Source organism: Candidatus Sulfotelmatobacter sp., from assembly GCA_036500765.1.
Classification (GTDB): Bacteria; Acidobacteriota; Terriglobia; order Terriglobales; family Acidobacteriaceae; genus Sulfotelmatobacter.
Genome location: DASYBM010000004.1, coordinates 199,236 through 218,571, shown reverse-complemented (window position 1 = coordinate 218,571; position 19,336 = coordinate 199,236). Strand labels below are relative to the sequence as shown.

General features: G+C 57.6%; 15 protein-coding genes. 10 read left to right on the top strand and 5 right to left on the bottom strand.

Going from position 1 to position 19,336, the window contains the following annotated elements; translation table 11 throughout:
- The first annotated feature begins 213 nt into the window (after positions 1-213).
- The 4 genes from VGM18_03690 (at position 214) to VGM18_03675 (ending at position 6,406) form a co-directional block, all read left to right on the top strand.
- Entirely contained in the window at positions 214-3,126 is a 2,913-nt protein-coding gene (locus tag VGM18_03690; protein HEY3972079.1) for an ATP-binding protein, read from the top strand.
- Positions 3,119-4,561, top strand: a complete 1,443-nt coding sequence (locus VGM18_03685; GenBank protein HEY3972078.1) for a sigma-54 dependent transcriptional regulator — start codon at positions 3,119-3,121, stop codon at positions 4,559-4,561. The genes VGM18_03690 and VGM18_03685 overlap by 8 nt, the downstream gene beginning before the upstream one ends.
- Before the next feature lie 186 nt (positions 4,562-4,747).
- The gene (locus VGM18_03680) at positions 4,748-5,530 is read left to right on the top strand and encodes an ABC transporter permease (GenBank protein HEY3972077.1); all 783 of its coding nucleotides are present in this window, start codon (positions 4,748-4,750) and stop codon (positions 5,528-5,530) included.
- 27 nt (positions 5,531-5,557) lie between these two features.
- A complete protein-coding gene (locus VGM18_03675; GenBank protein HEY3972076.1) occupies positions 5,558-6,406 on the top strand; it encodes an ATP-binding cassette domain-containing protein in 849 nt (282 codons plus the stop codon).
- A gap of 110 nt (positions 6,407-6,516) precedes the next feature.
- On the opposite strand, the gene VGM18_03670 is transcribed toward VGM18_03675, so the two are convergent.
- The 3 genes from VGM18_03670 to VGM18_03660 form a co-directional block, all read right to left on the bottom strand.
- Complete coding sequence (locus VGM18_03670) at positions 6,517-7,515, bottom strand: substrate-binding domain-containing protein (GenBank protein HEY3972075.1); 999 nt, start codon at positions 7,513-7,515, stop codon at positions 6,517-6,519.
- 291 nt (positions 7,516-7,806) lie between these two features.
- On the bottom strand, positions 7,807-8,253 hold the full coding sequence (locus tag VGM18_03665) for a hypothetical protein (protein HEY3972074.1): 447 nt from the start codon (positions 8,251-8,253) through the stop codon (positions 7,807-7,809).
- Positions 8,254-8,338: 85 nt separating this feature from the next.
- Positions 8,339-9,928 carry a cellulose synthase family protein gene (locus VGM18_03660; GenBank protein ID HEY3972073.1) on the bottom strand — a complete coding sequence of 530 codons (1,590 nt, stop codon included), beginning with the start codon at positions 9,926-9,928 and terminating at the stop codon, positions 8,339-8,341.
- 328 nt (positions 9,929-10,256) lie between these two features.
- Between VGM18_03660 and VGM18_03655 the strand changes: the two genes are divergently transcribed.
- The gene (locus tag VGM18_03655) at positions 10,257-11,582 is read left to right on the top strand and encodes a glycosyltransferase family 39 protein (GenBank protein ID HEY3972072.1); all 1,326 of its coding nucleotides are present in this window, start codon (positions 10,257-10,259) and stop codon (positions 11,580-11,582) included.
- Positions 11,583-11,651: 69 nt separating this feature from the next.
- The gene (locus VGM18_03650) at positions 11,652-12,521 is read left to right on the top strand and encodes a DUF4097 family beta strand repeat-containing protein (protein HEY3972071.1); all 870 of its coding nucleotides are present in this window, start codon (positions 11,652-11,654) and stop codon (positions 12,519-12,521) included.
- Between the two features lie 155 nt (positions 12,522-12,676).
- On the opposite strand, the gene VGM18_03645 is transcribed toward VGM18_03650, so the two are convergent.
- Entirely contained in the window at positions 12,677-13,426 is a 750-nt protein-coding gene (locus VGM18_03645) for a methyltransferase domain-containing protein (GenBank protein HEY3972070.1), read from the bottom strand.
- A gap of 95 nt (positions 13,427-13,521) precedes the next feature.
- Between VGM18_03645 and VGM18_03640 the strand changes: the two genes are divergently transcribed.
- The 4 genes from VGM18_03640 (at position 13,522) to VGM18_03625 (ending at position 18,035) form a co-directional block, all read left to right on the top strand.
- The gene (locus VGM18_03640; GenBank protein ID HEY3972069.1) at positions 13,522-13,758 is read left to right on the top strand and encodes a hypothetical protein; all 237 of its coding nucleotides are present in this window, start codon (positions 13,522-13,524) and stop codon (positions 13,756-13,758) included.
- On the top strand, positions 13,758-15,203 hold the full coding sequence (locus VGM18_03635; GenBank protein ID HEY3972068.1) for an amino acid permease: 1,446 nt from the start codon (positions 13,758-13,760) through the stop codon (positions 15,201-15,203). Before VGM18_03640 ends, VGM18_03635 begins: the two co-directional genes overlap by 1 nt.
- Before the next feature lie 108 nt (positions 15,204-15,311).
- A complete protein-coding gene (locus VGM18_03630) occupies positions 15,312-16,790 on the top strand; it encodes an APC family permease (GenBank protein HEY3972067.1) in 1,479 nt (492 codons plus the stop codon).
- Positions 16,791-16,895: 105 nt separating this feature from the next.
- On the top strand, positions 16,896-18,035 hold the full coding sequence (locus tag VGM18_03625) for a hypothetical protein (protein HEY3972066.1): 1,140 nt from the start codon (positions 16,896-16,898) through the stop codon (positions 18,033-18,035).
- Between the two features lie 39 nt (positions 18,036-18,074).
- Here the strand turns inward: VGM18_03625 and VGM18_03620 are convergent, their stop codons facing one another.
- Positions 18,075-19,286 carry an aminomethyltransferase family protein gene (locus tag VGM18_03620; GenBank protein ID HEY3972065.1) on the bottom strand — a complete coding sequence of 404 codons (1,212 nt, stop codon included), beginning with the start codon at positions 19,284-19,286 and terminating at the stop codon, positions 18,075-18,077.
- Between the last annotated feature and the right edge of the window lie 50 nt (positions 19,287-19,336).

Genomic DNA, 19,336 nt, shown 5'->3' with positions numbered 1-19,336 from the left:
CCTCCATTCGATCACATATACGTCGAAATCCGAATCCATCAAACTAATCCATCAAACTAAGAACTTGCTCCTAAACTAAAGAAACTCAAGGAAAAGCGGATACTGAATTTCACATAAAGATCCAGAAAGACATACTTCGCGTTCGAAAATGCATCTATAATTTCGGAAGTGGCTTGATTGACGGGACTTAGTCGTCCGGAAATAGGAATTGGCGTGGCAGCGAAGTTGCTCATCCAAGACGAGTGGGATGTCTCTTCCACGCCTCCGCACCCGCCTAGAGGTTCGGGGCCAGCACCGCAGCCCATGAATCGGGAAAGCCAAGCTCGCTTTGTCGCTGTCCTGCTGTTTCTGCTGACGGTGGCTGCCGTAGTCTTTGCCGGCTTCAATTTCCAGAAGGAACGTGACTCGGCTGTTCCCGACGACGGCGTCTGGTGGGTGGAGCATAACGGCCGCCTGCTGGCCGACCGGGTCGATCCCAGTGGGCCGGGTGCGAAAGCTGGAATCAAGGCTGGCGACCAGTTACTCTCCATCAACGGTCAGGAGATCAAGCGCACTCCGGACCTGGTTCGCCAGTTGTACCGCACCGGAGTTTGGGCCAAGGCGACGTACTCTCTAATGCGCCAATCGGTCACCCTCGATTCCAACGTGATCCTGGTTCCGGCGGACCGGTCCCTGAACAATTGGCTGCGGCTGATCGCCATGATTTATCTGGGGATCGGCATCTACGTTCTCTTGCGGCGCTGGACGGCGCCGGGCTCCACTCACTTTTATATTTTTTGCCTGGTCTCGTTCATCGCGTATTCCTTCAAGTACACCGGAAAGCTCAACGAGTTTGACTGGACGATTTACTGGAGCAACATCGTTGCCTGGGTCTTGCAGCCTGCGCTGTTCCTGCACTTTGTTTTGACGTTTCCCGAGAAGCGGCAGTTCGTTCGCCAGCGTCCGTGGCTGCTGACCCTGGCATATCTCCCCGGCGCCGTGCTGCTGGGCCGACACATCGTTGCGCTGCGGCTGGCGCAGGCCACCGGACACCTGCGCTGGGATATGGATCGCCAGGAAATGGCTTATGGCGCGCTGCTGTTCGTCGTCGCAGCGGCGGTGCTATGGCAGAGCTACCGCCTGGCGAGCACGACGATCCTGCGGCAGCAACTGAAGTGGGTGACCCGTGGAACCATTCTCGCCATCGTTCCGTACACGGTGTTCTACGTCGTTCCGTATTTGATGGGATCGTTGCCGGACGCGTGGATGAAGCTGTCAGTCTTGTTCCTGGGGCTGTTGCCGCTGACCTTCGGCTTCGTCATCTTCCGCTATCGGCTGATGGACGTAGATTTAATTTCCAAGCGCGTCGTGGTATACACGCTGGCCGCAGCGGCAGTCGTCGGATTGTACTTCGCCATGGTGGCGGGAGTTGCGACTTTTGTCCACATGCGGCAGCCGGGGAGCGGCCCGGTTGGGCTTGTCATCGCGATGGTGGTTACAGCCCTGCTGTTTGATCCGGTACGCAAGTGGATTCAGGAGCGCGTCGACCATCTGTTTTACCGTACGGTCTATGACTATCGCCGCACCCTGATCGAATTTGGTCGCGAACTGGGTTCTGAAACCGATCTGAATGCTCTGCTCGCTTCCGTCCTGGACCGCCTGTCGCGGACTCTCGCCGTCGACCGCATCGCGATCTTCTTGCGCGCCGGTGACGAAGCCGAACCATTCGTCATTTCGAAATCGATTGGCATGAGCCCTTTAGGTGCGCTTGATCTCACATTCCTGGGGACCTCCCGGCCGGAACCCGCCGGGCATATGTTCTTCGAGAATACGCACCAGGTGCCGCGCGAGACCACGGGATCGCAGGCGGCGATCGCTCGTCTCGATCTGAATTATTACATTCCCTGCCGCGCTCAGCAGAAAACCGTGGCGGTGCTCGGCCTGGGCAAAACTGCCAAGGGAGACTATCTTTCCAGCGAAGACATTGAACTGCTTGAGACTCTCGGAGGCTATCTCGGCATCGCTATACAGAACGGCCGGCTCTACGCGTCGTTGCAGCAGAAGGTCGCAGAGTACGAGCGCTTGAAAGACTTCAACGAGAATATTGTAGAGTCCATCAACGTAGGCATCATGGCGCTCGACATGGAAGACCGCATCGAGAGCTGGAATGCGCAGATGGAAGTGATGTACGCCCTGCCGCGCTGGCAGACGCTGACCCAGCCTGTGCGCAGAATTTTCCCCGAGGAATTCGTCGAAGAGTTTTATCGGGTGCGGCAAAACGCCGGCATCAACAATCTGTATAAGTTCCGTCTGCAAACCCCTGCCGGTGAAACTCGCACGGTGAACGTCGCGATCGCGCCTCTAGTGACGCGAAAGTTCCAGGTCATCGGGCGCCTCGTCATCATGGACGACATTACGGAACGGATCGAACTCGAGAGCCAGCTCTCTCAAGCCGACAAGCTCTCGTCGATCGGGCTGCTGGCAGCCGGCGTGGCCCATGAAGTGAATACTCCGCTCGCCGTGATTTCTTCCTACACGCAGATGCTGGCCAAACAATTACAGGGCGATGCGCAGAAGTCCGGCCTGCTGGAAAAGATCACGCGCCAAACCTTCCGTGCTTCGGAGATCGTCAACAACCTGCTGAACTTTTCGCGGACGAGCGGCACCGAGTTCGCCGACGTTGACGTCAACAAAGTCATTACCGACACGCTGGCGCTGCTGGAGCATCAGTTCAAAATCGCCAAGATTCAAGTGCGCTCCGATCTGACCTCTGGAATTTCGGCGATTCAAGGAAACCCGGGAAGATTGCAGCAGGTTTTCCTGAACCTGTTTCTCAACGCCAAGGACGCGATGCCGGGCGGGGGCACGCTGAACGTCGCAACCAGCAACGGCGAAATGGTAAGCGTGCGCGTTTCCGACACCGGATCGGGCATTGCGCCGGAACATATCCAGCGCATTTACGATCCGTTCTTTACCACGAAGACAACGCCCAAAGAGGGGCAGAACCGCGGAACTGGCCTGGGACTCGCCGTGACCTACGGGATTATTCAAGAGCATGCCGGCAAGATCCGTGTGGAAAGCGATCCGGGGGCGGGCACAACGTTCGCGCTGGATTTCCCTCTGAGCAGGAAGGCAATGCATGTCTGAAGCAGCCGTCATCGCGCGCGGAATCATCAACGGAAGCAGCGGCGGTCCGTCGCTGGCCGGCTCAGTCTTGATCATTGACGATGAGGCGGAGATTCGCGAATCTCTCCAGACGCTGCTCGAAATGGAAGGCTTCGAGGTCGAGACTGCGGTCAGCGGCGAAGACGGCCTTGCGCAAATGGCCGATCGCCCCTTCGATCTCATCCTGCTAGATCTGACTTTGCCCGGCCGTAACGGCATGGAGATTCTCTCCGAGATTCACTCCCATGACTCACGCCTGCCCGTCATCATGATCACCGCCTACGGGACGGTGGAGAATGCCGTGCGCGCCATGCAATCGGGCGCGGCGAATTTTGTGCAGAAGCCCTGGGATAACGAAAAACTTCTAGCCGATGTCCGCGCCGCCGTGGGCTGGCGTCGCGCCGAAGAAGAAAATGTTCAACTGAAGCGCGCGCTCAAGCAGCGCTACAACTTCGAAAACATCGTGGGCAAGAGCGAGCCCATGCTGAAGATTTTTGACCTGGTGGCGCAAGTCGCCAACAGCCGCTCGACCGTGCTACTGCAAGGCGAGAGCGGGACTGGCAAGGAAGTTATCGCCAAGGCGATTCATCTCAACTCTCCGCGCCGCGACAAACCTTTTGTCCCCGTGAACACCGGGTCGATGCCTACCGACCTGCTCGAGTCCACGCTCTTCGGGCATGTCAAGGGAGCGTTCACCAGCGCGATCGCCTCGAAAAAGGGTCTGTTCGAAGTCGCGGACAAAGGCACCCTCTTCCTTGACGAAATCGCGACGATGGGGCTGGAGACGCAGGCCAAAATTCTACGCGTGCTGCAAGATCGGCGCTTCATGCACCTGGGTGGCATTCAGGAACTCCAGGTGGATGTGCGCATCATCGCCGCCACCAACATCGATTTACGCCAGATGGTGCGCGAGGGCCGGTTCCGCGAGGATTTGTTCTATCGCCTCAACGTGATCACGGTCGAACTTCCGCCGCTGCGCCAGCGCAAGGAAGATATTCCGCTGCTGGTGGAATATTTTCTGAAGAAATATGCCGAAGAAAATGGCAGGCCCGCGCCGCGCATAACTCCCGAAGCGCTGCGACCGCTGATGGCTTACTCATGGCCGGGCAATGTGCGCGAGCTGGAAAACGTGATCGAGCGCGCCGTTGTACTCTCGTCCGGACCCGAAATCAGCATGGACCTGCTGCCCGACTCTATGATGGGCCGCGGCTCCTCGCTCACGCTGCACGATGCCCCCACCGACGCTTCTTTGTTCGAGATTATCGGAGACGTCGAGCGCCGCATTATCACCGATATGCTGGAACGCTGCAACTGGAATCAAACCGAAGCCGCCGAACGCTTTCACGTTCCGCTCTCCACGCTCAATCAGAAAATCCGTCGGCTGAATATCGAGATCAAGAAGAAGGGGCGCGGGTAGCTGGCCGCTCTCAGCGTTAATTCTTAGCAGTCGACCTGCCGTTATTGCCCAAGCACCCCGTCTATTATCCCGAGTAACGCGAGGAATCTTGGTTTTGACTGACAGCTGAATGCTGATAGCTGACAGCTTTCTCTGTTATAGTTCGATCAAGCTGGCAGTCGCTCAACGACGCGCCTTCAGAACCGCATGGCCTTTAGCTCACCCACAGAATTCGCCAAGCAGAAAGTCCTGGCGGTTCAGGAATACACCGTGCTTGCCGCGCAATCGATCGGCAACCTGTTTCGCAAGCCTCTGTATTTGGCCGACATGGTGCAGCAGGCCGATCTGATCGGCGTGGGTTCGCTGCCCATCGTCGTGCTGACCGGCTTCTTTACGGGCGGGGTGCTGGCTCTGCAAACCGCCAACACGCTGCAACGATTCGGTTCCATCACCTTGATCGGCCAATTGGTTTCCACTTCCATGGTGCGCGAATTGGGCCCGGTGCTCACTGGCCTGATGGTCGCCGGACGCAACTCCTCCGGCATGGCCAGCGAACTGGGATCGATGGTGGTCACCGAGCAAATCGACGCCATGCGCGCGCTCGGCACCGACCCCATGAAGAAACTGGTGACCCCGCGTGTGACGGCCACTGTCTTCATGCTTTTCTTCCTCAGCATCATTTCCGACTTGGTCGGACTCGCCGGCGGGCTCATGGTCGCGAAGTTGTTTCTCAGTCTCGATGCCCGACAATATTGGGCCAACGCCTGGCAAACGCTCGTATTCCAGGATGTTTTCATGGGATTGCTGAAGCCGGTGATGTTCGGCTTCATCATCTCCACGATCGGCTGTTATTACGGAATGACGGCGCGAGGCGGGACGCAGGGTGTTGGCCGCGCCACGACCCAGGCGGTGGTCGCTGCGTCGGTGGTTATTCTCGTTACGGACTTCTTTGTCACCAAGCTGCTGATCTCGATTCTGTCTTACAAGTAGCTTGTAAGTAGCAGCGTATTTGATCTTATGTCGACGCCGACTTTGCCCATCGACTGCACCCCCACTGTCACCGGGCGACCGGCCGGCTTTGCCATTGTCTTTGAAGATGTACATCTGTCGTTCGAAGACAAGCACGTTCTGCGCGGAGTTTCATTCCAACTACCCTTCGGAGAAACCAAAGCGTTGTTTGGAGTGGCGGGATCGGGCAAGAGTACGATTTTGAAACTCGCGCTGGGCCTGCTGCAACCCGATTCGGGACGCATCACGGTTCTGGGCAATGAAGTCACGCAGATGCGCGAGCAAAGTCTTTTCCCCATGCGCGGCAAACTCGGCATGGTCTTTCAGGAAAGCGCACTCTTCGATTCGCTCACAGTCGCCGAGAATGTGGCATATCGGCTCATGGAAGAGCATGGAGTGTACGACGACGCCATCGACGCGCGCGTGCGTGAATCCCTGCGCTTTGTGGAGTTGGAACACACGCTCAACCTGTTCCCTTCGGAGCTATCGGGCGGCATGCGCAGGCGGGTCGCTATCGCGAGAGCCATCATTACTCAACCGGAACTGCTTCTCTACGATTCGCCGACCGGCGGCTTGGATCCGGTCACTTCGAACACAATTGTGGAGCTGATCATGAAGCAGCGCGACGTGTCGCGCACCAGCTCCCTGCTGGTGACGCATCGTCTGCAAGACGCCTTTACTATGGCCACGCATGAGTTCGATCCGAAAACCAGTCAAATGCGGCTCTTGCCGCGGGGTCAATATTGCGAGGTGCCTATGAGCTTTCTGCTGCTGCGCGATGGCAAAGTAATTTTCGACGGCGACATCCGCCAACTGACTCACAGCAAGGACGAATACATTCGGGAATACATTTCGTAGGAATCGAGTAAAGACAATTGAGTAATTGTGCAATTGGGTAATTGAGAAATTTAAGCAACGCCGGTTTTCAATTACCCGATTTCTCAATTCCACAATTACTCAATTCTTCTTCACTTCGCCGACCCCAGATTTTTCCCCGCCTGAACGAACGACTCCACGTTAGCCTTGTCGATAAGGCCCGAGCCCGTGTCCACAAAGCTGGGGATTGGCGCATAAGCATCCTTGGACCAGTCCGTGTCTAAGGCCGGGGGCTTATGGTGGTAAAGGTTGTCGAGCATCTGTATGCCCACGAACGCCATAGTATACGGCTTCTGGGCGATGGTTGCCGCGATCACGCCCTTCTGGATCCAGTCCAGCGTCTCCTGGTCAGTGTCCATCGCAATCACGACTTTGCCGGTAACGTGGTAGCTGTTGAGCACGCTCCCGACTTCTTTGCCCGATTGCGCCTCCAGGCAAACAAAGGCGTCGACCTTATCGCGCTCCTTGCCGACAATCTGCGTCGTGGTATCGAATGCGATGCGGGGATCGCCTTGGATATCCACCACGCGTGTGATCTTCACGTCGGGCGTCCGAGCCAGCGCGTCCTTGTAGCCGCGTAATCGATCCTGAAGATTCGACTGGTCCGGCATGGTAAAGACGACTACGCTGCCTTTGCCCCTCAATTCCTGTGCCAGTCGCAGGCCGCCAGTGAAGCCCGCCTGATAATTATTAGTACCAATGAAAAAAAGGCGCTTGCTGGAGGGCGCGTCGGAATCGATGGTGATGACCGGAACGCCTGCGGCTACCGCTTTATCGATACTGTCGTTGAGCAGCGTGGGGTCGGTCACCGCCAGTAAAATGCCGGTGGCCTTTTTTTGCACCGCTTGATCCAGAGCGTCGCGCTCGGCCTTGGGATCGTAGGTTTGCGGTCCCACGAAATCGGAGCGGACTTTCATCTGTCCGGCGGCGTTAGAGAATCCCGCCCCCGCCATTTTCCAATACGACACCTGAAGGTTTGCGGAGACCAACACATAGAATTCGTCGGACTCGTGGGCGCCAACACAACTGAGGGCAGATACCAATAAGATTGCGACGGGAACGGAGTGGAGAACCCTGCGTGAGAGGAGCATTGCATCCTCCTTTCGAAAGTTTTGACCCAAGTGTCGAGGCCAGCGGGAGCAGAACCTTCGGCGACAGGATTGTAACTGAGCGGTCAACCCAAGGCCAGAATAGGACCAGAATTAGGATCGGAAGGTAGTGGTGCAGTTTGGCTTATGCACCGAGTCGGTTAAGCGTGAGATCCCTCCGACTCCGCTCCGGGCAAGCTCTTCGCTCCGCCTGAAAAACGGCGGCGCTCGCGATGACAACGGCGGTCTAGAAAGCTAAACTGCACCACTCGCGAACCGGAAAACTCCGAGCGGTCAGCGCACCGCTTTGTCCAACAAGTCTGAGATTACGCGGTCATCGACCTCGCCGGAATTGTCGTACAAGGCATTGCCCGCAGCGTCGAGGACTACAACGTGAGGAATATAACCGCGAAAATACTTCTTTTTCAATTCCTCCTGCAGGGGGGATAGCCGGTGGTCGATGTCGACGATTATGAATTGCACTCGCTCCTTGTATTTTTCGTACAACCCGACCGTGCGCCGCGCCTGGCGCTTCGAGTTATAGCAACCTTCGCCGTACATAATTACGTAGGCCGGTCTGCCCGCCACGAATCCCGCGTCCATGTGCTCGCCGCTGATGAGCGGCCCATCCTGGCTGTCGCTGGTGTAGTCCAGCTTCGGATTCAGTTTCAAATTCTCGCCCGCGAACGCGGTCGCCGCCAAAAGGAACATCGCCATCGCCGAAATGACAAACTGATTCATAGGACTCTCCGTCTGGAAATCCGATCCTCTGCATCGGAGCTTTGAGGTCGCAATAAGTTACAAGCGATGAAGGCGGAGAAGAATTCTACACCCCAACCGGAAAGGGCTTGGTGTGCGTCGTCGCCTTGCGCGACCCGCGCCCGAAGCGTCCTTGCAGCAGAGACATCAAACCGGTGTACCAGTACCCCACGACGAAAAGCATCAGAAACGGAACCGTAATATAGTTCTCGTTGTCGATGGCGTAGTAAACCGTCGCGGCGAAATAACTCCCGATCAGCAATTCCAGCCAGGGCACCCATCCCAGGCGCTTGCGGTATTTGGTAGCGCCGATCCTGTCGCCTTTCGCGACCACGCTGTATTTCGGCGTACGCGCGAACGCACTCTCTTTTCCCACCAGCGCCTCAAGCACCGCTTTGGTATTGGTAATGGTCAGCCCGATGCCCAGCGCCATCAGAAATGGGAGATACAACAAGGCCCGAGGCCAGGTTCGCGGAAACAGTTCGCGTTGCGAGACCAGGTAGAAACTCGAAATCGAAAAAGTGGACGCCATAAATAGCGGCAGGTCGATATATAGCATCTGAAACCAGCCCTGATAAAACCGGATAATCATCGCCGGCAGCAGCAGGACCGAAAGCATAATCATGAGCGGATAGCTGAGATTCGCCGTCAGGTGATACCAGGCTTCGATTTTCGTGTGCCGCGGCGCGTTGCTGCGCAGCACTCGCGGCAGGATTTTTTTTCCGGTCTGAATCAATCCCTTGGCCCAGCGGGCTTGTTGCGTCTTGAACGCCGTCATCTCCACTGGTAACTCCGCAAGGCATTCCACGTCCTGCAAGTAAATGAATTTCCAACCCTTAAGCTGCGCGCGATACGAGAGATCCGTGTCCTCTGTCAACGTGTCATGTTGCCAGCCACCGGCTTCATCGATTGCGGCTCGCCGCCACATGCCCGCGGTCCCGTTGAAGTTGAAAAATAATCCCGTGCGCGCCCGCCCCGAGTGTTCAAGCACGAAGTGCCCATCCAGCAGAATCGCCTCCACCTCAGTCAGAAAAGAATAATGCCGATTGAGGTGGGTCCAGCGCGTTTGCACCATGCCGATCTTTGGATCGGTGAAGTGATGGATGACGCGCAGCAGAAAATCTTCCGGGGGCGTAAAGTCGGCGTCAAAAATCGCCACAAACTCGCCCTTCGCCGTCCTAAGGCCTTCGGCGAGCGCTCCCGCCTTGTAGCCCTGGCGATTCGTGCGGTGATGGTAGCTGACTGGATGGCCCAGCGCCGCGTAACGTTCCACCAGTCCGCGTGCTACGTCGACGGTTTCGTCGGTCGAGTCGTCGAGCACTTGGATGTCCAGTTTCTGCACTGGATACTTCAGCTTGCAGATCGACTCCAGCAATCGCTCCACCACATACTGTTCATTAAAAATTGGCAGTTGCACGGTCACGCGCGGCAAGTCGTCGAAATAAGCGGCAGGCTCGGTTGTGCGTTTTTCCTTGTGCTTGTAATACAGATACACCAGCACGTAGCGATGCGCTCCGTAACCGGCGAGCAAAATGAGCACAATGAAATACGGAATGAGCAATGCTACATCGAAGGCATTAGCGTGGTATAGCCCGCGGAATGTGGTATCGAGAAAGTGCTGGCGGATGTAAGGCCCAAGACCTTTGGGGGCCGACAATACCGCCAGCTTCGCAGTGAATTCTGGCAGTGAGATGAGATCAGAATTGAACAAGGCGTCCCGGTCAAAGTTTTTATTTTACCGGAATGGCGGCGCCTCAGGTCGTCCGGGGGTTCAGAACCGTCTTCAGCAGTCGGAAGTGACTCGCGTTGCGGGTGAGCCCTGTCAATAATTTCACTGAACTTGGCTTTCGCTTCGGCGACGGTCCAATTCGGCGCACCCATAGCGATCTCTCCCTTAAGAGGTCATGATGGTCATTGTAGTCATCGGCGTTTGCGATTCGGGCGAAAGAAACGATCTCTCCCCGCTCGATATACTGTGGTCACTCATGAAATCCACATCCGCGTCTGCGGAGATTCCGGCGTCCAAGTCCGGTCCGTTCCGCGACCGCTGGGCGCACATCCGAAATTCGCCGCTCTGGATCGTCGCTATAGCCCTGCTCATCCGCATCGCCTGGATTGTGATCGGCCACACCTACAAGTTCAAAAGCACCGACGACAATTTCAGCTTCGGCTGGGAAATGGGACGCATCGGGGCGTCGCTGGCTTCCGGACATGGCTTCAGCAGCCCTTTTGGGCCTCCGACCGGACCGACCGCCTGGGAGCCTCCGCTGTACCCCTATCTGATCGCGGGCGTGTTTCGGGTTTTCGGAATCTATTCCAGATCGTCCGCTTTCGTGCTGCTGGCGCTGAATAGCGCTTTCTCGGTACTGACCTGCCTCCCGATTTTTCTGATCGCGCGGCGGATGTTTTGGGAGAAGGTTGCCGTCGGCTCCGCATGGGCCTGGGCTCTGCTTCCCAACATCATTTTCTGGTGCACGCGGGCGGTGTGGGAAACCAGTCTGGCGGCGCTGCTGCTGAGTGCAATCATCTGGCTGTCCCTGACCTTGGAAGACCGCGATGGCTGGGCACCCTGGCTTCAATTTGGATTGCTTTGGGGCATCACCGCCCTGAGCAGCACTTCCCTGCTGTCCTTTTTGCCAGCGGCGGGATTGTGGGCCTGGTATCGGCGCGCTCGGCGCGGCAAGCGATCCTTGGCGGGCGTGCTGCTGGCATCCGCCGTTTTTTTTGCCTGCATCACGCCCTGGTTGGTCCGGAACTATCAGACGTTCGGCAAGTTCATTTTCATTCGCGATAATTTCGGCGCCGAGCTTCGCCTGGGCAACGGCCCTGGCGCCGACGGAACTTTGATGCTCTATCTGGATGCAACTCACGACGTTTACGCTATGCGCCAGTTTCAGGCGATGGGCGAATTGCCCTATATCGCTATGCGAAGGCAACAAGCGGTAGCCTACATCCGAGCTGACTACGCGCGATTCGCAAAACTCTGCGTGCGTCGATACGTCTATTTCTGGGCCGGCCCGCCGAAAGACACGCAGCCCTGGTGGATGGGGGAGGCGAAGAACTCACTCTTCCTCGCCGCATCGGCTCTGATGTTATGGGGACTGGGCCGCGCCCTGCGTCTGCGTAGGCCGGGCGCGTGGCTATTGTTCTGGCTGGTGCTGCTCTATCCCGCAATGTACTACTTCGTCTATGCCATCCCGCGCTACCGGCACCCGATCGAGCCGGAGATGACGATTCTGGCAATTTTTCTGCTGACCGAGGCCGGAAAGAAGACCGCGACGCCCGATCAATCGCCAACACGTAGAGAATGAGTTTCTTAAAAACCCGATTCTCACCAATTTCACGCAGCCTCGTCTAACTCAGTGAATACGGAGGGAACAATGAACCGCCAACGCCAATCCGCCACCTGGCTGGGAGCTGTCCTGGGAACCCTGTGTGCCTTGCTGATTCTTACCTTATCGGCGCACGCGTCCGATCATCGTGGCGCTCTGACCGAAGAGTTTCACCAGACCTACGCCCTCACCGCCGATGGCCGGGTTGAACTCGATAACATCAACGGCCCGGTTCACATCAGCAGCTGGGACCAGAACTCCGTGAAAGTCGATGCCATAAAGTATGCCGATACCAAAGAACGCCTGGACGAAGCCAAGATCGAGATCAACTCCGGCAAGGAATATCTGGAAATTCGAACCAAGTACCCGGAGCACAACGAAAATTGGAATTGGGGATCGCACAACAATCCGGCAAGCGTTGAGTACACGCTGACCGTGCCGCGTACGGCGCGGCTGGATGAGATCAAGTTGATCAACGGCTCGCTCGACATTACCGGCGTGACTGGCGAAGTGAACGCTTCGTGCATCAATGGGCGGCTCGAGGCGCAGAATCTGGCGGGACGGGCTCACTTGTCGACGGTCAATGGCAGGCTGGAGGCACGTTTTGACCAGCTCGCCGGAAATTCGGTCGAGTTGAATTCCGTCAATGGATCGGTCGATCTGACGATTCCTTCGGATTCGAATGCGGAGGTCGAAGCGACCACGGTCTCCGGCGGGATCGACAACGATTTCGGGCTGCGTGTGAATCATCACCGCTTCGTCGGCCACGACCTGCGTGGAGAGCTGGGCAGCGGTGGGGCGCACATCCGGCTGTCGAACGTGAATGGCAGGGTTGAGGTTCACCACGCACAGGATGGACGGGCTTTGAGTCCCGTGAAGGACTTGAGCCATGGCGACAAAGGCGATGACGAGATTTGATGGCCGCCGATCGGGACTTGCGACAGGTCGACAGCGAAATTCCTGGCGGTGATTGGTTCGCGCACACAGTGGCGGCGGGACGCCGCCACTGCCCGCCCTGAGCCTGCCGAAGGGACAGCCGGCGAGGCGCCGGCGCTAATCGTAAATCGGCGCTACTAGTAAATCGTGTAGCCTGGAAGCGGCGTGCGAAGGTCGGGCTTCGACGCCATCAGGAGCAGGGCGCCCTCGCGCTTGAACGCCCGCAGATCGTCAAGGCTGTTGAATGATTTCGTTTTGTAATCGTCGGGCGTAGGCGTGTCGTCGGGGATGCGAACGGTTTCAACGCTTTCGAAGGCGTGCTTTTTGAAAAGTTCGACGTATTCGGCTGAGGATCGCACGTGCACAGGGACTTTCAGCTTGTCGACCCACTGCAGCGAATACTGGTTGTCTTTGTACAGATTGATCAGAATGAAAAGCCGGCCTCGCGGCGCCATCACGCGGAATAATTCCATCAGCGCGCGGTCCTGATCAGGATAGTAGTAGAACGATTCCACCGACAGCACCCTGTCGAAGAAATTTTCCTCCCACGGAATCTGTTGCGCCGATCCCCAGACGTAAAGAATGTTCTCGAAGTCTTTCGAGGATTCGCGGGCCTGGCGAACCATCTCATCGGAAACATCGAGGCCAACCACCTGCCCGAAGCCTTCGGGGCCATCGCCAACGAGGCGCGCGAGCAGGCGCGTGGCCCATCCCGAGCCGCAGCCCAGGTCGAGCACGCGCTCGCCGGGACGCAAATTCATGCGGCGAATTGTCTTTTCGGTGATATCGAGATGATGGCGTTCCATCTTCGCGCCTTCGCCAGCAGCGGCCCAGCGGTTGAATTCATGTTGCAGCTTGTCGTCGGGAGTTTGCGGTCGGTCGGGCATAGTGTTTTTGTAGCGCCGGCTTCCGATCAAGCGCACGTGGCGGCGGACGCATTCGTCCGCCCGCGCTGAATCCGTGATCGCTCCACCCCGGACGAATGCGTCCGGGCCACGCGATTCCGGCGGGACGGCGGCGCTACTACTATGCTACAGTTTTCTTCTTCATGGCGACACGCCCTCAGAATCCCGATCCCGAGTTAGAACCTGGATCGCTCTACTGCCCGAATTGTGCGGAGGAAGTAACCGATCCGCTGACCTGCGGCGATTGCTCTTCGGTGATCTGCCGGCGCTGCGGAACGGCGCTCGAATCCTCCGATGAACTCGGAATCGGATAATGGGAACCACGCCGGTTCTTCCCGCCAATCAAACGGCGCAGTCGATATCGGCGTCACCGGAGTCTAAGCCTTCCCTGGTGCGCGGACTTAGCCTGCTCGATTCCGTCCTGCTGCTGGTCAGCGGGATCATCGGGTCGTCCATTTTTTTGACGGCGAAAGACATTGCGGGCCCGCTGCCGCAGCCGCTGATGTTTCTTCTGGTATGGGTGCTGGGGGCGTTGATTTCGCTCTGCGCCTGCTTCGCGTTCGCCGAACTCGGATCGATGTTCCCCGATTCCGGCGGGCAATACATCTATCTGCGCGAGGCTTACGGCGATCTGGTTGCTTTTCTGTATGGCTGGATGCTGTTCAGCGTGGCGAACGGGGGATCGATTGCGGCGCTTTCGGTGGCGTCGGCGGCTTATACGGGACAAGTGTTTCCCGTTGTATCGGAAGCTCACATTGTGGCGGCATTTGGCGGCATCGTTATCACGCGCGCACATCTTTTCGCGCTGCTACTGATCGCTGCTCTTACCTGGGTCAACGTGGTCGGACTGCGCTGGGGCGCTTTGCTCCAGAACCTCTCGACCTGGACAAAGTTCACCGCCATGGCGGCATTCGTTGTGCTCGGTTTCGCGATCGGCAAGGGCCATTGGTCGAATTTTCAAGCCCACGGCGTGGGACTGATGATGGGATTAGGGCCGGGGCAGTTAATCTCCGCGCTTGGAGTTGGCTTGATCGCGGTGTACTGGGCTTATGACGGATGGGTGTACATCACGTGGGTGGCGGGCGAAGTAAAGGATCCACGGCGGAACGTGCCGTTGGCTATGGTTTTGGGCGTGCTTGCCGTAGGCGTGATTTATGTCGCGATGAACATGACCTATGTGTACGCGCTGCCGATGCGGGAAATTGCGGCACACGAGACTATCGCGCATGCAGCGGCCGCGGCCTTGTTCTCGCCGGGCGCGGCGGTTTGGCTGTCGCTGATGATTGCGATTTCATGCTTCAGCGCGGCGGCGACCTGCACACTATCCGGCGCGCGAGTCTATCTCGCCATGGCGCAGGATGGCGTTTTCTTCAAGCGCATGGCGGTGATCCATCCTAAGTGGAGAACTCCGGCGTTCAGCTTGATCGGGCAGGGCGTGTGGGCGGCGTTGCTCACGATCAGCGGGCGCTACGATCAGCTTTACACTTACGTCATTTATGGCATGGTGTTGTCGTACACGCTGACCGTGATCGCGATGTTCTGGCTGCGCTGGAAGCGACCGGAGATTCCGCGGCCGTATCGCTGCACGGGATATCCGTGGCTGCCGGCGATTTATGTACTGATCGGCGTCGCCTGGATCTTGAACACCACCATCCGCAGGCCGATGGAAAGTTTCTGGAGCATGGTCGTGGTGCTGATCGGCGTGCCGGGATATTTGTATTGGAAGCGCCGGAACCGCACAACCGCGGACGTGGAATAGGTAGCCCCACTTTCGCCTTGCTCCACGCGTCTGTCAGTGTTATTCCTCTACTTCTCTTTAGTTCTCCCTAGTATCACGCTCGCGCTAGCCTGACCCCGGGACACGCCATTGGCCGAATCCAATCCGAAGCAGCGCGCGGACAAGACCTCTCTTCTTTCGCCCGGAGTTTCGATCGGCGACGCTGAAGACCGCAATCGGCCGCCGCAGGTGATGGGCTTTCGCGATCTGTTTCTGTTTTACATCATCACCGGCATCAGCCTGCGCTGGATTGCGACTGCGGCGGCGGCTGGGCCGAGTTCCATCGTCATCTGGGTCGGCGCGTGGCTGTGCTTCTACACTCCGCTGGCGCTTTCTGTGCTGGAACTTTCTTCGCGCTATCCCAACGAAGGCGGATTGTATGTGTGGAGCAAACGCGCCTTCGGCGATTTCTCCGGCTTCATGGCGGCATGGACTTACTGGACCAGCAACCTGCCGTACTTCCCTGCCGTGCTCTATTTTGCGGCCAGCAATGTGTTGTTCATGCGGCAGGCGAGTTGGGAATATCTCTCAGGCAATGCAACGTTCTATATCGCCTTCTCGCTGCTCACGCTCTCGGCGGCCACGTTGCTGAATATCGTCGGCCTCGACGTGGGCAAGTGGTTGCACAATATCGGCGCGATCGCGATGTGGATTCCGGCAGGGATCGTCATTGTGATGGGATTGATTGCGTGGCATCGCTACGGATCGGCGACTTCATTCACGCTGCACTCGATGACTCCCAGCATGCATTTCAACGATCTCATCTTTTGGTCGGTGCTGACGTTCGCGTTCGGAGGCAGCGAGACGGCGTCGTTCATGGGAGAAGAAATCAAGAACGCGCGCCGGACGATTCCTCTTGCTCTGCTCTCTGCCGGAGTCGTGGTGACGATCTGCTACATCCTGGGGACGATTTGCGTGCTGCTGGCGTTGCCCTCCGGTGAAGTGAACAGCCTGCAAGGGCTGGTGCAGGCCGTGTCGAAGACGGCGGCGCGCGTGGGATATCCCGGCGTGTTGCCGCTGGCGGCATTTTTGATTGCGCTCAGCAATATTGGCGCTGCGGGCGCTTATCTGGCGGCGGTGGCGCGGCTCCCATTCGTCGCCGGACTTGATCGCTTTCTTCCACCCGCGTTCGGGGCGCTGCATCCGCGCTGGAAGACTCCATGGGTGGCGTTGCTCACTCAGTTCTTCCTTGGTGTGGTCTTCATCCTTCTTGGGCAGGCGGGAACCAGTGTGAAGGGTGCTTACGATGTGTTGGTCAGCATGGGCGTGATTACATATTTCATTCCATATCTGTACTTGTTTGCGGCGATGATCAAGCTGCAGCGCGAGCCGGCCGGAGCCGATGTTATTCGAGTGCCGGGTGGGAAGAGCGTGGCGACGTTAATGGCGACCGTGGGATTTCTAACCACGGCAATGACGATCGCGCTGTCTCTGATTCCGCAGCCCGACGAGCCGAACAAGCCGCTGGCGCTGTTCAAGGTGATTGGCGGGACGGGAGCGCTCGTCCTGATTGGAGCCTGGATTTACTGGGCGGGGAAACGGAGAGCCCGGACCGTTTCGCCCGCATGAGCGGGCTTGACCTTTCGACCTGTGATACCCTTGCCAGCGAAATATCCTCCGCAACCGATTCCATGGGCGCATCCATCATGCGGCCCCGCCTGAAGGAGAACAATCGTGGCCCGGATCATCCGCAGTATTGCCGCGCCGGTCGGCATTCGCAACGGCCAGACTCAGATGCCGAACAATCCCAAAGATCTCTCTACGATTACGGAACTCTTCGATCGTATTCCCGTATCCAAAGGCGGGTCGGCTGAGGTTGGCGGACTATGGGCAACCGAGCGCAACGCGCTGATCGACGAGGTAACGGCGCAGATCACTACGTTCCAGACTGCGAACGCGCGACCCGTCATCGACGGTGTGCTCGATCCCGGAGGCGGCACGCTCAAGCTGATGAATGAAGTTGCCTCCGACCCACCGGCCGGAGCCGTGACCGCCCGAGTCGCACCCGCTCCGGAGGGCTTTAAGGAAGATCAGGGTCCGATTGGAATTTATGTGGTCGATGTCAATCTGATGGACGGCTTTCGGACCATTCAGCCGATGGTAGTCGGAGCCGATTATGTTCGGAAGCTGGTTCGAGTGGAGGGATCGTCGATCGCCTGGTATGGAGTCGTGATTCCTCGCGCCTGTACGGGTCAAGGAAGCATCCCTCACATTAATTTCACTCCCACGCCCGATCAGGGCGGGTATCGGGATGGCACCTACGATTCTTTCGGCGGTTGGGGAAGGTTGTGGGCCGATTACACGTCGGTGATCGGCGGGCAAATGGCGGCTTCAGGAGTCGGCCAGATTCTGGTCATTCCTTTTTACAAAACTTCTCAGCAGAGCAATCTGGGCGACTTTTATTTCAACTGGAAAGAAGTGGTCGCCGCGGTCATCACCGAGGCGCTGATTTCATTTGACCCGTATCTTCTGCGCACCGATTTCACATTCGATGAAATCGTGTCTTCCAGCTTCAGCAATGGCTTTGTCGCGCATCGGAAATTCAATGAGAACGCGAATGGGGCGGCGGCCATGACCGATTTCATCTTCGACCTGGACGGACAGGCGGGCGGATCGAATTGGACGCCGAAGAATGGCGCGATCTACAGAAACCGCACCACCAAAGGGAACATCAACCCGGAGGGCGGAAACATCTGGTACGTTGGGAACCGATGGGGAAGCAAATTCCTGCCGATTTATCCCGGAGGAATCAATACTCACGCGGCATCGCGAAACCACCTGCTCTACCACGGGCTGTTCAAGTTTTGTTGGTGACCTCTCACAATAACCGCCGCCTCGGTTGGGTTGACCGCCTCACACCGGAGTCGCCGTCTTTCGCGGCGGGTTGAAGAATGGCAAGTTCGTCACCTTGACATTTGTTTTTAGCCGCATCGCTTCGATGGTGATCTCCATCTGCAACGCCGTTCCCGGCTTCGCATATTCCGTTTCAATGCTGGCCAGCGCGACCAACTTTTTCAGGATCGGCGACCAACTCGTGGTTGTCGCCTTGCCGGCCTGCTTCTCGCCCGCGTACACCGGGACTGCGACGCGCGAAGCCTGCGCGGGCGCGGCTGGAGTGAGGCCGTAACGATCATAGAGCGCCTCGATGTCGGTCCAGTCCACCTCGAGGCCAACGAGTTGCCGAGGTACACCGTTCTTCGCATCTTGCTCCAGAGCGCGCTTGCCGATGAAGTTTTCTTTGTCGAGATGGACCATCTTGGCGAAGCCCAGTTCGTAGGGTGAAAACTTTTGCGACGGAATCAGCGCTTTCTTTGAGCTCGTGTAATCGACTTCGATGAGGAGCAGCCCGGCTTCGACGCGCGCGACGTCGAGCGCCAGCATGCCAACAGCGTGCAGATCGAATTCTTTGCCGGCCGCGGCCAGCGCGTCCCAGACTTTAATCGCGTTGTCCTTTTCTCCATTCGCGCATGGTACCCAGATTTCGTAGCCGAGATCGCCGGTGTAGCCGGTGCGGGAAATGTCGACGGGGACGCCGGCAATTTTGCCGCGCGTGACGCGAAAATATTTGAGATCCGAGATGTCGGCCTCGGCAACAGTCTTGAGCAGCTTGGCCGATGTCGGGCCCTGCAAAGCCAGCGCCGCAACTTTTTCGGAAATGTCTTCGACCTGCACGTCCATGTTCAGGCCGTTCTGGCGAAACCAGCGCAGGCTGGGGTCGGCGGCGGTCCAGCGATAGACATTTTCTTCGAGGCGCGAGATCGTGCCATCGTCGATGACCTTGCCCTCTTCGTCGCACCAGCAGCAATAAATCACCTGCCCGACTTTGACTTTGTTAATGTCGCGCGTGATCACGCGGTTGACGAGTCGCGTGGCGTCGTTGCCAGTGACGAGATATTTGTACAGCGGGGAAATATCGATTAGCGCAGCGGCGTTGCGAATGGCGTTGTACTCGTGCTCGTGATGAACTTCATACACGCTGACAGTGTAGTAGCCAGACCACTCGCGGTAATTCAGGCTATGGCAAAGGGGGAAAGTGCGCTCGTGAAATGCGGTTCCGATGGGCAAGATGGGTTCCTCGACAGATATTTAGCGCGAAGTCGGATTATATGCAGGCG

Bases quoted from the DNA above. Each gene is read 5' to 3' on its own strand.
- VGM18_03685 (HEY3972078.1), top strand. From the start codon at position 3,119: ATGTCTGAAGCAGCCGTCATCGCGCGCGGAATCATCAACGGAAGCAGC.
- VGM18_03680 (HEY3972077.1), top strand. From the start codon at position 4,748: ATGGCCTTTAGCTCACCCACAGAATTCGCCAAGCAGAAAGTCCTGGCG.
- VGM18_03675 (HEY3972076.1), top strand. From the start codon at position 5,558: ATGTCGACGCCGACTTTGCCCATCGACTGCACCCCCACTGTCACCGGG.
- VGM18_03670 (HEY3972075.1), bottom strand. From the start codon at position 7,515: ATGCTCCTCTCACGCAGGGTTCTCCACTCCGTTCCCGTCGCAATCTTA.
- VGM18_03665 (HEY3972074.1), bottom strand. From the start codon at position 8,253: ATGAATCAGTTTGTCATTTCGGCGATGGCGATGTTCCTTTTGGCGGCG.
- VGM18_03655 (HEY3972072.1), top strand. From the start codon at position 10,257: ATGAAATCCACATCCGCGTCTGCGGAGATTCCGGCGTCCAAGTCCGGT.
- VGM18_03650 (HEY3972071.1), top strand. From the start codon at position 11,652: ATGAACCGCCAACGCCAATCCGCCACCTGGCTGGGAGCTGTCCTGGGA.
- VGM18_03645 (HEY3972070.1), bottom strand. From the start codon at position 13,426: ATGCCCGACCGACCGCAAACTCCCGACGACAAGCTGCAACATGAATTC.
- VGM18_03640 (HEY3972069.1), top strand. From the start codon at position 13,522: ATGCGTCCGGGCCACGCGATTCCGGCGGGACGGCGGCGCTACTACTAT.
- VGM18_03635 (HEY3972068.1), top strand. From the start codon at position 13,758: ATGGGAACCACGCCGGTTCTTCCCGCCAATCAAACGGCGCAGTCGATA.